The organism is Pseudomonas sp. GYB4201, from assembly GCF_056312595.1.
Genome location: NZ_JBWGIG010000004.1, coordinates 232870 through 248816 on the forward strand (window position 1 = coordinate 232870; position 15947 = coordinate 248816).

Annotated in this window: 14 protein-coding genes; 8 read left to right on the plus strand and 6 right to left on the minus strand. The window is 64.5% G+C overall.

Annotated features, from left to right (window positions below; genetic code table 11):
• Positions 1-14 precede the first annotated feature (14 nt).
• Positions 15-893 carry a 4-hydroxy-tetrahydrodipicolinate synthase gene (gene dapA, locus AC0Z2B_RS05875; protein WP_416426555.1) on the minus strand — a complete coding sequence of 293 codons (879 nt, stop codon included), beginning with the start codon at positions 891-893 and terminating at the stop codon, positions 15-17.
• 319 nt (positions 894-1212) lie between these two features.
• Here dapA and AC0Z2B_RS05880 point away from each other — a divergent pair, with 319 nt between their 5' ends.
• Complete coding sequence (locus tag AC0Z2B_RS05880; RefSeq protein ID WP_416426556.1) at positions 1213-1773, plus strand: glycine cleavage system transcriptional repressor; 561 nt, start codon at positions 1213-1215, stop codon at positions 1771-1773.
• Positions 1774-1786: 13 nt separating this feature from the next.
• Positions 1787-2260, plus strand: coding sequence for a peroxiredoxin (locus AC0Z2B_RS05885; protein ID WP_476295554.1), 474 nt, complete (start codon positions 1787-1789; stop codon positions 2258-2260).
• Positions 2261-2338: 78 nt separating this feature from the next.
• On the opposite strand, the gene AC0Z2B_RS05890 is transcribed toward AC0Z2B_RS05885, so the two are convergent.
• Both AC0Z2B_RS05890 and AC0Z2B_RS05895 read right to left on the minus strand, forming a co-directional pair.
• Positions 2339-3409 (minus strand): AI-2E family transporter, encoded by a 1071-nt coding sequence (locus AC0Z2B_RS05890; protein WP_416426560.1) that lies wholly within the window; start codon positions 3407-3409, stop codon positions 2339-2341.
• Between the two features lie 35 nt (positions 3410-3444).
• Positions 3445-3684 (minus strand): sulfurtransferase TusA family protein, encoded by a 240-nt coding sequence (locus AC0Z2B_RS05895; RefSeq protein ID WP_416426562.1) that lies wholly within the window; start codon positions 3682-3684, stop codon positions 3445-3447.
• Positions 3685-3814: 130 nt separating this feature from the next.
• On the opposite strand from AC0Z2B_RS05895, the gene AC0Z2B_RS05900 reads away from it, so the two are divergent.
• The 4 genes from AC0Z2B_RS05900 to AC0Z2B_RS05915 all read left to right on the plus strand — a co-directional run bounded on the left by AC0Z2B_RS05900 (position 3815) and on the right by AC0Z2B_RS05915 (position 10171).
• A complete protein-coding gene (locus AC0Z2B_RS05900; RefSeq protein ID WP_476295556.1) occupies positions 3815-5251 on the plus strand; it encodes a M48 family metalloprotease in 1437 nt (478 codons plus the stop codon).
• 222 nt (positions 5252-5473) lie between these two features.
• Positions 5474-8581 carry a transglycosylase domain-containing protein gene (locus tag AC0Z2B_RS05905; protein WP_476295558.1) on the plus strand — a complete coding sequence of 1036 codons (3108 nt, stop codon included), beginning with the start codon at positions 5474-5476 and terminating at the stop codon, positions 8579-8581.
• 223 nt (positions 8582-8804) lie between these two features.
• On the plus strand, positions 8805-9389 hold the full coding sequence (locus AC0Z2B_RS05910; protein ID WP_416426567.1) for a PadR family transcriptional regulator: 585 nt from the start codon (positions 8805-8807) through the stop codon (positions 9387-9389).
• A complete protein-coding gene (locus AC0Z2B_RS05915; protein WP_476295559.1) occupies positions 9386-10171 on the plus strand; it encodes a siderophore-interacting protein in 786 nt (261 codons plus the stop codon). The genes AC0Z2B_RS05910 and AC0Z2B_RS05915 overlap by 4 nt, the downstream gene beginning before the upstream one ends.
• Positions 10172-10318: 147 nt before the next feature.
• On the opposite strand, the gene AC0Z2B_RS05920 is transcribed toward AC0Z2B_RS05915, so the two are convergent.
• A complete protein-coding gene (locus tag AC0Z2B_RS05920; protein ID WP_476295560.1) occupies positions 10319-10975 on the minus strand; it encodes a Pr6Pr family membrane protein in 657 nt (218 codons plus the stop codon).
• Between the two features lie 5 nt (positions 10976-10980).
• Positions 10981-11217 carry a VF530 family protein gene (locus tag AC0Z2B_RS05925; protein ID WP_416426572.1) on the minus strand — a complete coding sequence of 79 codons (237 nt, stop codon included), beginning with the start codon at positions 11215-11217 and terminating at the stop codon, positions 10981-10983.
• A gap of 518 nt (positions 11218-11735) precedes the next feature.
• On the opposite strand from AC0Z2B_RS05925, the gene AC0Z2B_RS05930 reads away from it, so the two are divergent.
• On the plus strand, positions 11736-13115 hold the full coding sequence (locus tag AC0Z2B_RS05930) for a carbohydrate porin (protein WP_476295561.1): 1380 nt from the start codon (positions 11736-11738) through the stop codon (positions 13113-13115).
• Between the two features lie 95 nt (positions 13116-13210).
• Entirely contained in the window at positions 13211-15631 is a 2421-nt protein-coding gene (locus AC0Z2B_RS05935) for a glucose/quinate/shikimate family membrane-bound PQQ-dependent dehydrogenase (RefSeq protein WP_476295563.1), read from the plus strand.
• A gap of 119 nt (positions 15632-15750) precedes the next feature.
• Here AC0Z2B_RS05935 and AC0Z2B_RS05940 read toward each other — a convergent pair.
• Positions 15751-15947 (minus strand): hypothetical protein (locus AC0Z2B_RS05940; RefSeq protein ID WP_476295564.1); only part of this gene is annotated, 197 nt, incomplete at its 5' end.

A 15947-nucleotide genomic window follows, 5' to 3' on the forward strand; every position in this document is an offset into this window, starting at 1 on the left:
TTGTACTTCCTCAATTAGACCAGGACGCCGGTCTGGCGCAGGGCCTGACGCAGCGTTTCGTGATAAGGGGCGCTCAACCAGGTGAGCGGCAGGCGAATGCCTTCAGGCATCAGGCCCATTTCGTGCAGTGCCCATTTCACGGGAATCGGGTTGGCTTCCAGGAACAGGTTCTTGTGCAACGGCATCAGCTGCTCGTTGATGGCGCGGGCCTGCTCGGCCTCGCCACGCAGGGCAGCGGCGCACATTTCGTGCATGGCGCGCGGCGCAACGTTGGCGGTGACCGAGATGTTGCCCTTGCCACCCAGCAGGATCAGCTCGACCGCGGTCGGATCATCGCCGGACAGCAGCAGGAAGTCGCTGGAGACGCCGGCCAGGATGTCCTTGGCGCGCTGCAGGTCGCCGGTGGCTTCCTTGATACCGATGATGTTCTTCACGGTGGACAGGCGGATCACGGTCTCGGCCTTCATGTCACAGGCGGTGCGGCCTGGCACGTTGTAGAGGATCTGCGGGATGTCCACGGCCTCGGCGACGTGCTTGAAGTGCTGGTACAGGCCTTCCTGGGTCGGCTTGTTGTAGTACGGGGTCACCAGCAGGCAGGCGTCGGCGCCGGCTTCCTTGGCGTTGCGGGTCAGTTCCACCGCCTCGCGGGTGGAATTGGCGCCGGTGCCGGCGATGACCGGGATACGACCGGCCACCTGCTCGACCACGCGGTGGATCACATCGATGTGTTCCTTGTAGTCCAGGGTCGCGGACTCGCCGGTGGTGCCCACGGCGACGATGGCATCAGTGCCTTCCTTGAGATGGAAGTCCACGAGTTTGCTGAGGCTGTCCCAGTCGAGACGACCTTCTGCGTCCATGGGTGTGACCAGTGCCACCATACTGCCCGCAATCATGCAACCGCTCCTGCCGGAAAAAGAGAGCGGTAATGGTACTGGGGCCATGTGCCTTGCACAAGCGAAGTACCACCTCGCGAGCATTCCCCTTGGCGCCGCTTTTCGCTACCCTTCAGACTTTGATCGGTACCGGTGGGCGTGTTTGTCCGGTTTGCAACGCGTTCCAAGCACTGCAAACCCCTGATCCTGAGCCGCCGATCCCCTGCCAACGGGCGTTTTGCGCGCCGTTGCCGGCATCGTGCCCGGCTACCATGGGGTCACGCGGGCCAGCCTTCATGTCCATTTGTGTACTGACCGCTCATCGCTTTAGGAATGCTGCATGTCCACCCCCACAGTTCGCGAACAATTCCTTGTCATCAGTGCCCTTGGCCCTAACCCCATGGAGCTGACCAACGTCCTGTGCCGGGCCAGCCACGACAGTCGCTGCTCGGTGGTGACCTCGCGCCTGACCCGCCACGGCGAGTGCAGTGCCCTGGTACTGCAGGTGTCGGGCAACTGGGACGCCCTGGCGCGCCTGGAAACCAGCCTCGGCTCGCTGGCCAAGAAGCACGGCTTCACCGTCAACCTGGTGCGCAGCGCCACCCTGGAAACCCGCCCGCTGTCGCTGCCCTACGTGGCCTACGTCAGCTCGGTGTACCGCTCGGACATCATCAACGAGCTGTGCCAGTTCTTCATCGACCACCACGTGGAACTGGAGAACCTGACCTGCGACACCTACCAGGCACCGCAGACCGGCGGCACCATGCTCAACGCCACCTTCACCGTGACCCTGCCGCCTGGCGTGCAGATCAGCTGGCTGCGCGACCAGTTCCTGGACTTCGCCGACGCCCTGAACCTGGACGCGCTGATCGAGCCATGGCGCCCCACCAACCCCATCTGACAAGGACTTGCCCATGGCAGTTGAAATCGGCCAGCCGGTCGCGGACTTCGAAGCCCCGGCCACTGGCGGCCAGTCGGTCAGCCTGAGCACCCTGAAGGGTCGCCAGGTGGTGATCTACTTCTACCCCAAGGACAGCACCCCGGGCTGCACCACCGAGGGCCAGGGTTTCCGTGACCAGCACGAAGCCTTCGCGGCGGCCAACACCGTGGTGTTCGGCGTGTCCCGCGACGGCATCAAGAGCCATGAGAACTTCAAGGCCAAGCAGGCGTTCACCTTCGAGCTGATCAGCGACAAGGACGAGGCCCTGTGCCAGCTGTTCGACGTGATCAAGCTGAAGAAGCTGTACGGCAAGGAATACCTGGGCGTGGACCGCAGCACCTTCCTGATCGACCAGAATGGCGTGCTGCGCCAGGAATGGCGCGGCGTGAAGGTGCCCGGCCACGTGGACGCGGTGCTGGCTGCCGCCCAGGCCCTGCACAGCGCCTGACCCCGTAGCAGCTGCCGAAGGCTGCGTCCCAGCCCACCTGCAACATCGCAGCGCCTGGGACGCGGCCTTCGGCCGCTGCTACAGGATCGGGGACACCTGTGGCTCGTTGCGCGGCCACGCGTCCAGCACCGCCTTGAACAAGGTGGCCAGCGGGATGGCGAAGAAGATCCCCCAGAAGCCCCACAGCCCGCCAAACAGCAGCACCGCGCAGATGATCGCCACCGGGTGCAGGTTCACCGCACCGGCGAACAGCAGCGGCACCAGCACGTTGCCGTCCAGGGTCTGGATGATGCCGTACACCGCCATCAGGTAAATGAACTGGTCGCCCCAGCCCCACTGGAACAGCGCGATCAGGGTCACCGGCACGGTCACCACCACCGCGCCCACGTAGGGCACCACCACCGACAGCCCCACCAGCAGCGCCAGCAGGGCCGCGTAGTTCAGGCCCAGGGCCACGAAGGCTATATAAGTGGCGACGCCGCAGATGATGATCTCGATCACCTTGCCACGGATGTAGTTGGCGATCTGCCGGTTCATTTCCTGGCCCACGCGGGTGATCAGCGCCCGTTCGCGCGGCAGGTAGCCCTTCACCCAGCGGGCAATCATGACCCGGTCCTTGAGGAAGAAGAACACCAGGATCGGCACCAGCACGAAGTAGATCATGATGTTCACCAGCAACGGCAGGCTCGACAGCGAGAACGTCAGCGCCCACTGGCCGAACTTGCCGATCTCGCCGCGCGCCGCCTCGATGGCCTGCAGCACCTGCTCGTCCGACACCAGGTGCGGGTAGCGCTCGGGCAGCAGCAACAGCAGCGACTGCCACTTGCCAAGCATGCCCGGCAGCTCGTTGAACAGGGTGATCAGCTGGTGCCACAGCAGCGGCACCAGCACCAGCATGAACACCGCCAGGGCGCTCATGAACAGCGCGAACACCAGGGCCACCGCCACCCCCGAAGGCACGCGCAGGCGCTCAAGGCCGGTGACCAGCCCCTGCATCAGGAACGCCAGGACCATGCCCGCCAGCACCGGCGCCAGCATGCCGCCCAGGGTCAGCACGGCCGTGAACGCCAGCACCAGCAGCACCGTGAGCACCACCGCTTCTTCATCCGAGAAGTAACGCTGTATCCAGTCGCGAAGCACTTTGAACATCAGTTTTCCTTGTTATGAGAAGCGGGCACGCACGCTCAGGCTTTCTTCAGCCAATAGGTATAAACCCCGTCCCGAACAGTTTCGTGTAACAGGGCATGACCTGCCAACCGGGCAAAGCTGTGGAAATCACGCTGGGAACCGGCGTCGGTGGCGATGACTTTCAGCACCGCCCCGGCCTGCAGCCGGTTGAGTTCCATCTTCGCCTTGAGCAATGGCAACGGGCAATTGAGACCGCTGGCGTCGAGCTCGGCGTCACACTGTACTGCGTCGGTCATGGCCTTTTTTTCTCCGGGGCACGGCAGGCTGGCGGGGTTGGCCGCCTAGAATACCTCATGCGCGGCCCCCTCTGGTCGTGGAAGGATGACCCGGCTACAGTAAGGTCTTTCTCGACTCAGAGCCCCGTGCATGTCTTTATTGCGCCCCACCCTGCTGACGCTTGCCTGCCTGCTGGCCCTGCCGGGCCATGCCGACGACTTGCCGTCGCTTGGCGATGCCAGTTCGGCCATTGTCTCCCCGCAGCAGGAGCATGACCTGGGCCGTGCCTGGCTCGGGCTGCTACGCAGCCAGGTCGGCCAGTTGTCCGACCCCCAGCTCAAGGATTACGTCGAAACCACCGTGTACCGCCTGGCCGAAAGCAGCCAGCTGGAAGACCACCGCCTGGAATTCATCCTCATCGACAGCAAGGAGCTCAACGCCTTCGCTGCCCCCGGCGGCATCGTCGGGGTGAACGGCGGACTGTTCCTCAACGCCGACACCGAAGGCCAGTACGCCGGCGTGATGGCCCACGAACTCTCCCACTTGGCGCAACGGCACTTCGCCCGCGGCGTGGAAGAACAGAAACGCATGCAGATGCCGGTAATGGCCGCCTTGCTGACGGGCATCGTGCTGGCAGCCACCGGTGCCGGTGACGCCGGCATCGCCACCATCATGGGCAGCCAGGCGGCGGCGATCCAGTCGCAACGGGCGTTCTCGCGTGAAAATGAGAGCGAAGCCGACCGCGTCGGCCTGGTCACCCTGCAGAAGGCCGGCTACGACCCGCGCAGCATGCCCGACATGTTCGAGAAGCTGGCGCGCCAGTACCGCTTCGACGCCAAGCCGCCGGAATTCCTGCTCACCCACCCGGTCACCGAAGCGCGGATCGCCGACACCCGCAACCGCGCCGAGCAGTTCCCCAAGGGCGGCATCGAGGACAGCCTGCGCTTCCAGCTGATCAAGAAGCGCGTGGAGCTGATCTACGAAGACACCCCCGGCATGGCCGCCAAGCGCTTCCGCGCCCTGCTGGACGAGAACCCCAAGTCCGACCCGGCCCGCTACGGCCTGGCCATCGCCCAGATCAAGAGCAGCCAGTTGAACGATGCGCGCGAGAACCTCAAGCCACTGCTGGCCAAGGCGCCCAATGACATCACCTACAACCTGGCGGCGGTGGACCTCGACGTGGCCGCCAACAAGCTAAGCGACGCCCAGGCACGGGTCGACCGCCTGCTGGGCCTGTACCCGGGCAACTTCCCGCTCAACCAGGTGCGGGTCGACCTGCTGATCAAGCAGAGCCGCACCGCCGATGCCGAGAAGGCCCTGGAAGACCTGCTGCGTTCGCGCCCCAACGACCCGGACGTGTGGAACCAGGTGGCCGACACCCGCGGCGCCAACGGCAACATCATCGGCCTGCACCAGGCCCGGGCCGAGTACTTCGCCCTGGAAGGCGACTTCCGCCAGGCCCAGCAGCAGCTGGACTTCGCCAAGCGCCGGGCGGCCAACAACTTCCAGCTGGCCTCGCGCATCGACGCGCGCCAGAAGGACCTGGCCGAGCAGGAGCGCATGGTCAAGGAAATGATGCGCGGGTGATGTACCCGGACGCGGCCTGCGGCCGCTGCTACAGCGGGTTTCCCGTAGCAGCGGCCGCCAGGCCGCGTCCCCCACCATCAGCTATACTTTTTCCCCGCCACGGAAGGAGTTAGCCGCGCCAACGGTTTTTTTCGCGGCCCATTCGACAAATTTTTCACCATTGACGGCCAGCGTCTAAGCTTCAGGCAGGTACGATGAAATTACCTGATTGGGCTGACGACTATGGGCGCTTTGTGGCAGACAGAACCCACCAAGACTGCGGTACCCACCGACAGTCCGGCTGAACCACCGACCCCGAAACCTGCGCGCCAGCGCCATTTGTGGCGCCGCCTGTTCTGGCTGCTGGTGCTGATCGGCCTGGTGGCACTGGCCTTCGCCATGCGCGCCGAGATGCGCACCTCCAAGCTGCAAGCCCGCGAATTCAGCCGCTACGCCAAGGATTTGACCTACACCCTGGCCGCCGGCCCCAGCGACTCCATCGCCTACCCTGGCGAAGGCCCGTTCGACAAGCGCCTGGGCTACAGCGACCTGGGCCAGTTCCTGCCCCGGCTGATCAAGCGCGACTACGCCATCGAGGCACAGACGCGCTTCTCGCCTTCGTTGATGGCCTACTACGATCGCGGCCTGTTCATCCCCTATTCCGAGAAGATCCAGGCCGGCCTGACCATTACCGACTGCAAGGCCGACGTCCTCTACGAATTCCACTACCCGCAGCAGCTGTACGCGCAGTTCCAGGACATTCCGCCGGTGGTGGTCAACAGCCTGCTGTTCGTGGAAAACCGTAGCCTGCTCGACCCGCGCGAACCGCTGCTGAACCCGGCGGTAGACTGGCCGCGCTTCGGCAAGGCGGCCTACACCCAGGTGGCGAAGATTTTCGCCCTGCCCGGCCAGTCGGCGGGCGGCAGCACCCTGGCCACGCAGCTGGAAAAATACCGCCACTCTCCGGACGGCCTTACCGTGTCGGGCGGCGAGAAGATCCGCCAGATGGTGTCGGCCAGCGTGCGTGCCTACCAGGATGGCCCCGACACCCTGGAAGCACGCCAGCGCATCGTGCGCGACTACCTCAACAGCGTGCCGCTGTCGGCCGTGCCCGGCCACGGTGAGGTGCACGGCATGGCCGAGGGCCTGCGGGTGTGGTACGGCGCCGATTTCGCCCGGGTCAACCAGGTGCTGTCGTCCACCGACAACAGCCCGAAAGTCCTCGCCGAGCGCGGCCTGGCCCTGCGCGAAGTGCTGTCGCTGATGATCGCCCAGCGCCGCCCCTCGCACTTCCTGTCCAAGGGCCATGACGAGCTGGCACAGCTCACCGACAGCCACATCCGCCTGCTGGCCGCCAACAACGTCATCGACCAGCCCCTGGCCGACGCCGCCCTGGCCGGCAAGGTCAGCTACCGCGACTGGGTGCTGGAACCGACCATCCAGCCCATCGAGACCAACAAAGGCATCAGCGTGGCGCGCACCCGCCTGTCCACCCTGCTCAACCGCCCGCTGTACGACCTTGACCGCCTGGACCTGTCAGCCACCAGCACCCTGCAGAATGACCTGCAGCTGCAGGTCACCGACTACCTCAAGCACCTGGCCGACCCCGCCTATGCCCAGCAACTGGGGCTGATTGGCGAGCACCTGCTGACCCCCGCCAGCACCCCCGAGGTGAAATACAGCTTCACCCTGATGGAGCGCACCCCGGACGGCTCGCGCGTGCGGGTACAGACCGACAACACCGACCAGCCGTTCGACATCAACGAAGGCAGCAAGCTGGAGTTGGGCTCCACCGCCAAGATGCGCGTGCTCACCAGCTACCTGGAGATCATCAGCGAGCTGCACGACAAGTACGGCGCCCAAGCACCTGCCGAGCTGAAGAAAGCCGACATCAACGAGCAGGACCGCCTCAGCCGCTGGGCCGTGGACTACCTGATGCAGAACAAGGACCACGCCCTCAAGCCCATGCTCGACGCCGCCCTGGAGCGCAAATACTCGGCCAGCCCCGGCGAAAGCTTCTTCACCGGCGGCGGCATGCACACCTTCAAGAACTTCCGCAACGAAGACAACGGGCGCATTCCCACGCTCAAGGAAGCCCTGCGCGAATCCATCAACCTGCCGTTCATACGGCTGATGCGCGACATCGTCCGCTACACCACCTACAACGGCCCCAACAACAGCGCCGAACTGCTCAAGGACGACGGCGACCCACGCCGCCAGGAATACCTGGCGCGCTTCGCCGACAAGGAAGGCAGCGACTTCCTGCTGCGCTTCTATAAACGCTACCAGGGCAAGAGCGCCCAGGAACGCCTGGACACCTTCCTCGACGGCCTGCACCCCACTGCCTCGCACCTGGCCGCGGTGCACCGCTACCTGTACCCCACCGCCAGCCAGGCCACCTTCGAAAGCTTCGTGCGCTCGCACCTGGGCAAGGGCGAGACGGTCACCGAAAAACGCCTGGGCGAGTACTACGAAAGCTACGGCCCCGGCCACTGGGACCTGCCCGACCAGGGCTACATCGCCCGCGTGCACCCCCTGGACCTGTGGCTGGTGGGCTACCTGATGCAGCACCCCGACGCCAAGTTCAGCGAGGCGGTGACCGCCAGCCACTTCGAGCGCCAGGAGGTCTACGGCTGGCTGTTCAAAAGCCGCCATAAGAGCGCGCGCGACAGCCGCATCCGCACCATGCTGGAAATCGAGGCGTTCCTCGATATCCACCGGCGCTGGGCACGCCTGGGCTACCCGTTCGACCACCTGGTACCCTCACTGGCCACCGCCATCGGCAGCTCCGGCGACCGCCCCGCCGCCCTGGCCGAGCTGATCGGCATCATCCAGAACGACGGCGTGCGCCTGCCGGTGCTGCGCATCGACAGCCTGCACTTCGCCGCCGGCACCCCGTATGAAACCGAAGTGACCGCAGCGCCGGACAAGGCCCGCCAGGTGCTCAAGCCGGAAATTGCCCAGGCCATGCGCGAAGCGCTGTCGCAGGTGGTGGACGCCGGTACCGCGCGGCGCGTGTCGGGTAGCTTCAAGACCGCCGACGGCACCGCGCTGGTGATGGGCGGCAAGACCGGCACCGGCGACAACCGCATCGAGAGCTTCGGCGCGCGTGGCCGGGTGTTGGGCTCCAAGGCCATCAACCGCACCGCCACCTTCGTGTTCTACATTGGCCAGAACCACTTCGGCACCCTTACTGCCTTCGTCCCCGGCCGCGCCGCCGAAGGCTTCCGCTTCACCTCGGCGCTGCCGGTGCAGGTGCTCAAGGGCATGGCGCCAATGCTTACCCCCTATGTGCAGCCGGGCGCCGCCACCCAATGCAAGGTGCCCAACCAAAGCACCGCCGCCCGGTAAACCCTACGCCAATCTGCGTAGCCGCTGCCGAAGGCTGCGCTGGCCCTTGAGTTCACTGGAGATCTTTGGTGAATGATGGGGCCAGCGCAGCCTGCGGCAGCGGCTACGGGGCCCAGGCGTCCCGTGCATTGCCCAGATGAGAACCATTCGTCTTTTGTGCTTGCGCAATTCTAAGATATATCTTACGGTATATCTTAAGTAACCAAGCGAAGAGAAAAAGACGATGAGAGACCACCATCACCCCCACCCCCGCCGCGAGTTCGGCGACGGCCACGACGGCCTGGAACGCCGCCCCGGCCGCGAGCGCGGCGGCCGCGGCCCCCGTGTGTTCGCCCCCGGCGACCTGAAATTGCTGCTGCTGGCCCTGGTGGCCGAGCAGCCCTGCCACGGCTACGACCTGATCCGCCAGATCGAAGGCATGTTCGACGGCGCCTACAGCCCAAGCCCCGGCGTCATCTACCCGACCCTGACGTTCCTAGAAGAAAGCGAGCTGGTCCAGGGCGACGCCCAGGGCGGCAAGAAGCTCTACACCGCCACCGACGCCGGCCGTGCCTCGCTGGGCGACCAGGCCATTGCCCTGGAAGGCGTGCGCACCCGCATCGACGTGAGCAAGCGCGCCCTGCGCGGCCACGACCGCCCGGCCGAGATTCACGAAGCCGTGCACAACCTGCGCCATGCCCTGCAGCTGCACCACGGCCGCTGGAGCCCTGAAGAGATCGTGCGGGTCCGCGACCTGCTCACCAGTACTGCCAAGGCCATCGTCGATGGCCCCGCCACTGCTTACCCCGCTCAGGAGAAGTCCGTATGAAGGTAGAGAACACTCACGGCGTGCACCGCGTCATGCACGAAATCAAGCGCCGCCGCCTGGACGTGTTGCGCGTTACCCAGCTGACCCCACGCATGCGCCGCATCACCGTGGGCGGCCCGGAGCTGGAAGGTTTCCTGAGCCTGGGCGCCGACGACCACATCAAGCTGATGTTCCCGCGCAACGCCGAGGAACAGGCGGCCCTGCTGACCCTGAAACTGGGCGGCCCCAGCGAAGGCCCGAAACCGGCCATGCGCGACTACACCCCGCGGCGCATCGACCTGGCCGCCGGCGAACTGGACATCGACTTCGTGATCCACGGTGACGGCCCTGCCTCCACCTGGGCCGAGCAGGCCGCACCGGGCCAGCACCTGTACATCGGCGGGCCGCGCAGCTCCACCATCGTCCCGGATATCTTCGACAGCTACCTGCTGATCGGCGACGAAACCGCCATCCCGGCCATCGCCCGGCGCCTGGAAGAACTGCCGGCCAACCGCAAGGCGCTGGTGGTCATTGAAATCGAGAACGCCCAGGAGCAGCAGGTGCTGGGCAGCGCCGCGCAAGTGGAAGTGATTTGGGTGGAGCGCCACGCCAGCGAACACGCGCTGCTGGCCGCCGTCACCGACCTGACCATCCCCGCGGGCGAGCTGTACGCCTGGGTCGCCACCGAAGCGGCGCTGTCGCGCCAGGTGCGCAAGGTGCTGCTGGACCACCATCACCTGGGCGAGTCTGCCGAGGTCAAGGCCGTGGGCTACTGGCGCCTGGACGAAAACGACGAAGGCTGACACCCCGTAGCAGCTGCCGAAGGCTGCGTCCGAGGCCATCCGCTAAACCGCGGCGCCTGGGACGCGGCCTCTGGCCGCTGCTACGCAGGGCTGCGTCCGAGGCCATCCGCTAAACCGCGGCGCCTGGGACGCGGCCTTTGGCCGCTGCTACGCGATTGTGCGGCGGGCTTGCCAGCGGTCCACGCCCACCAAGGCGAAGGAAATGGCCACGAAGCCGAGCAGAATCACCAGCGCATTCACCACCACCCGCCCATACCCCAGCGTGCCCACGTCGATGAACGGATAGGGGTACACGCCGATCTCGCTCCCGCGCAGCAGGCAATAGCCGAAATACACGATGGGATAGACCATCCACGCCACCACGTGCCGGGGCCGCAGGCTGCCCTTGGGCACGCACCACCACCAGAACGCCACGAACACCGGCGGCAGGATGTCATGCAGCAGCTCGTTCACCACCCACTGCACCCCTTGCGGGTGCCAGGTGTTGCGCAGCAGCAGGCTGTAGGCCACGCCCACCAGGATAATGCTCGCCGTCACCCCCGAACTCACCCAAGGCCGCAGCCAGAACGACGCCGCGTTGCCGCCCTGCGCCCGCGCCGTGGCCGTCAGCACGATGGCCACCAGGGTGTTGGTGAGAATGGTGAAGTAGCTGAAGAAGTGCAGCACCCCGCCCACCAGGCTGGCCTGGTCGGCCAGCCTCCCCTGCAGGATCAATAGCAGCTGCACCGTCAGGGCCAGCCAGGCGGCCCAGGCCGACAGGGTGACGAACAGGCGCAGCGGGCGCGATGGCAGGGGGTTATGCATACAGGTCAGTCCTCGACAGGCCGTTTGGTGCGGGCCAGCTTCACGTACAGACGCTCCACCTTCTCCCGCGCCCAGGGCGTCTTGCGCAGGAAGGTCAGGCTCGACTTGATGCTGGGGTCGCTCTTGAAGCAGCGGATATCAATGCGTTCGGCCAGCCCTTCCCAGGTGTAGTGGGTGACCAGTGCAGTGAGGATCTGCTCCAGCGTCACACCGTGCAGCGGGTTGTTTGTGGTTTGGGTCATGCCTGGCTCCAGCCGTGTGAGGGGTGCGCACCATAGCCGAGCCGTACGGCAGCGGGAAGACCTTAGCGCCGCGGCCCGGGCTGGCTAATAGGCGCTTTCTGCGCACCTTGTAGGATATTTCCTAATTTACCACTGTGCGGCCGGGCTGGCGGCGGTTGGCAGATTTAACCGCGGCGGCGTGACGCGGCCCTGTGGCCGCTGCCACGGGGGCGGGCGACGCTTGTTCGCGGGCGCATGACTAAAGATTAAGCCACCGCGCACGTTCGCCAAGGGACACTGAAGAAATTTTCATGGCTGCGAAAGGTCGATATTCAGGCGGTTCGGCGGGGTCCGGCTATTGTTACGCCACTAGCAACTATGCATGTTGCATAAGCGTCTTTTAATAACAAAAAAACCTCTATATCCTCCGCCACCCGCAACTGAAACGATTTTTTTGCGTAATAAAACCTACATTCTCCATTGACATTAATGCCATCGAAGAATGTACCGTTTGGTTAATAATTAAAGATCCTTAATAAATGCCAAAATTCGAACTTCGCCGCGCCCGCGTCGCCGGCCGCATCAACGTATCGCCTGCCCTGCGCCTGCTGGGCGGCATGACTGCCCTGGGCCTGGCTTCCTGCGTCCAGGCAGCACCAGCCTTCGACGCCGATTCGCCCTACATGCTGGGCGACTGGGGCGGCAAGCGCACCGAGCTGCACGACCTGGGCTACGACTTCAAGATGGAGTACGTGGGCGAATCGGGTTCGAACCTGCACGGCGGCTACAACCATGACCACGCCACCCGCTACAGCGACCAGTTCGCGCTGGGCATGCACATGGACCTGCAGAAGATCCTGGGCTGGCACGACGCCGAGTTCCAGCTGACCCTGACCGACCGCAACGGTGACAACATCACCAACGACCGCGTGGCCGACCCACGCACCGGCGGCATCAGCTCGTCCCAGGAAGTCTATGGCCGTGGCAGCATCGTGCGCATCACGCAGATGTACTACGAGCAGAAATTCTTCGACAAGGCGCTGGACATCAAGGTCGGCCGCTTCGGCGAAGGCGAAGACTTCAACAGCTTCCAGTGCGACTTCCAGAACCTGGGCTTCTGCGGCTCGCAGGTGGGCAACTGGGCCACTGGCATCTGGTACAACTGGCCGGTCAGCCAATGGGCTGCACGGGTCAAATACCACCTGAACGACGAAGTCTACGCCCAGATCGGCGCCTACGCCCTGAACCCGTCCAACCTGGAAAATGGTAACGGTTTCAAATTGAATAACGCCGGCACCACCGGCGCCGTGCTGCCGGTCGAGCTGGTGTTCACGCCGAAGATCAACAACCTGCCGGGCGAATACCGCGTGGGTTACTACTACAGCACCGCCAACGCCAAGGATGTCTACAAGGACAGCAACGGCCAGCCGGCCGCCCTGAGCGATGACGACTACCGTTCCAGCTCCAGCAAGCACGGCTACTGGCTGACCCTGAACCAGCAACTGACCGCCCAGGCCAGCGACAACTCGCGCGGCCTGAGCGTGTTCGGCAACGTCACCGTGCACGACAAAAAGACCAACATGGTCGACAACTATGTCCAGGCCGGCGTCGTCTACAAAGGCCTGTTCGATGCCCGTCCGAAGGATGACATCGGCTTCGCCCTGGCGCGCATCCACGTGAACCCGGCCTACCGCAAGAACGAAGAAGCGACCAACGCCGCCAATGGCGTGACCGACTACAACGATCCTGCCTACATGCCGATCCAGCGCACTGAAACCAGCGCCGAACTGAACTACGGCGTGCACGTGACCAACTGGCTGACCGTGCGCCCGAACCTGCAATACATCAAGCACCCAGGCGGCGTGGATCAGGTCGACAACGCCCTGGTCGCCGGCATCAAGGTGCAGAGCTCTTTCTAACAACAATTCAACTTTACGGAAGAAGTTAACCAGACCACGAGCGTAGGCCCCCCGGGCTACGCTCGACTACTCAAACGTAACGGAGAAACCACACTATGAGCACTGACAGTGCTTTGAGTCGGGGTCGCCTCGCGCCGAGCTTGCTCGGCCTGGTGATGCTGCTAATGGGCCTCGCCCTGCTGGCCGGAGGTGTCAAGCTTGTCACCCTGGGCGGCTCCCTGTACTACGTGATCGCCGGCCTGTTCCTGGTCGTCACCGGTGTCCTGCTGCTGACGGGTCGTTCCGTGGCACTGGGCATCTACGCCGTGTTCCTGCTGGGCAGCACCGTCTGGTCGCTGGCCGAGACCGGCCTGGACTGGTGGCAACTGGTGCCACGCCTGTCGCTGTGGTTCGTGCTGGGCCTGCTGCTGTGGCTGCCATGGTTCCGCAAGCCACTGGTACTGCGTGAAGCCGCGCCAAAAGGTACTTCGGTACTGGGCGTAGCCGTTGTGCTGGCCGGCGCCTGCGCCGTGGCCGCGCAATTCACCAGCTACGGTGACATCAGTGGCGACCTGGGTCGCGACGACACCGACATGACCAGCGCCGCCCCTGCCCAGCCCGATGGCGAGTGGCAATCGTACGGCCGCACCGAGTTTGGCGAGCGCTACTCCCCGCTGAAGCAGATCACCCCGGCCAACGTGGGTAACCTGACCGAAGCCTGGCGCATCCGCACCGGTGACATGCCTACCGACAAGGATCCGGTCGAGCTGACCAACCAGAACACCCCGCTGAAGGTGAACGGCATGCTGTACGCCTGCACCGCCCACAGCAAGGTGCTGGCCCTGGACCCGGACACCGGCAAGGAAATCTGGCGCTACGACCCACAGATTCAGGGCCCGAACGGCAATGACTTCCGTGGCTGGGCGCACATGACCTGCCGTGGCGTGTCGTACTACGACGAAGCCGCCTACAGCAAGTCGGACGTGCCAAGCGCGCCGGCCGCCCTGTCCACCGCTGGCCAGGCCGTGGCCACTAGCTGCCCACGCCGCCTGTTCCTGCCGACCGCCGACGCTCGCCTGATCGCGCTGAACGCCGACACCGGCAAAGTCTGCGAAGACTTCGGCGACAAGGGTGTCGTGAACCTGCGCTCCAACATCGGCAAGTTCACCCCTGGCGGCTACTACGCCACCTCGCCTGCCGCCATCACCCGTAACCTGGTGATCATCGGCGGCCACGTGACCGACAACGAATCCACCGACGAGCCTTCGGGCGTGATCCGTGCATTCGACGTGCACGACGGCCACCTGGTCTGGAACTGGGACGCCGGCAACCCGGACGACACCGCGCCGATCGCCGAAGGCAAGTTCTACACCCGCAACTCGCCGAACATGTGGTCGCTGGCCAGCGTCGACGAGAAGCTGGGCATGATCTACCTTCCCCTGGGCAACCAGATGCCTGACCAGTGGGGCGGCAACCGTACCCCAGAGTCGGAGAAATTCAGCGCCGGCACCGTGGCCCTGGACATCGACACCGGCAAGCTGAAGTGGAACTACCAGTTCACTCACCATGACCTGTGGGACATGGACGTACCTAGCCAGCCTACCCTGGTCGACATCAAGACTGCCGAAGGCGTGAAACACGCCCTGGTGCAGCCGACCAAGCAAGGCAGCCTGTACGTGCTGGACCGCACCACCGGCGCGCCGATCGTGCCGATCCAGGAAGTGGACGCGCCGAAAGGTGCCGTGGAAGGCGACCACACCGCGCCAACCCAGGCCCGCTCGGAGCTGAACCTGCTGCCGCCGGAACTGAACGAAAAAGCCATGTGGGGCGTGACTCCATTTGACCAGTTGCTGTGCCGCATCCAGTTCAAGTCGCTGCGTTATGAAGGCCAGTACACCCCTCCGTCGACCCAGGGCAGCATCATCTACCCGGGCAACGTCGGTGTGTTCAACTGGGGCGCGGTCTCGGTGGACCCGGTTCGCCAGATGCTGTTCACCAGCCCCAACTACATGGCGTTCGTCTCCAAGCTGGTGCCTCGCGCCGAGGTGGAAGCGGGCAGCAAGCGTGAAAGCGAAACCAGCGGCGTGCAGCCAAACACCGGCGCCCCGTACGCCGTGATCATGCACCCGCTGATGTCGCCGTTCGGCGTGCCATGCCAGGCTCCGGCCTGGGGCTACGTGGCCGGTGTCGACCTGACCACCGCCAAGGTGATCTGGAAGCACAAGAACGGCACCAGCCGCGACAGCTCGCCGATCCCGCTGAACCTGACCCTGGGCGTGCCTAGCATGGGCGGCTCGATGGTCACTGCCGGTGGCGTTGGCTTCCTGAGCGGCACCCTGGACCAGTACATCCGCGCTTATGACGTGAAAAACGGCAAGAAGCTGTGGGAAAGCCGCCTGCCAGCAGGTGGCCAGTCGACCCCGATGACCTACACCGGCAAGGATGGCGCACAGTACGTGCTGTCCGTGGTGGGTGGTCACGGTTCGCTGGGCACCAAGATGGGCGACTACATCATTGCCTACAAGCTGTCCAAGTAACGCTGTGATGTAACGAAAAACGGCTCCCTCGGGAGCCGTTTTTTTATGCCCAAAAGCCCGAACATCTCCGATCCGGCAACGGCTCTTGATCTGCTTTTGATGTTGATCTGGCTGTCGATTTAGCTGTTGATCTTGATCTGGCTTTTGATCTTGATCTGGCTTTTGATCTTGATCTGGCTTGTGATCTTGATTGTATGCCCCGTAAAGCGCCCGGGCCGACTGGAGGCGTCGCTCAACGGGCTGCCCGAAGGGCCGAGGCCGTAGGCCGAAGAGACGGTAACCCGCAGGCTTCTATAGCGGGTGCCGTCTGCCCGTT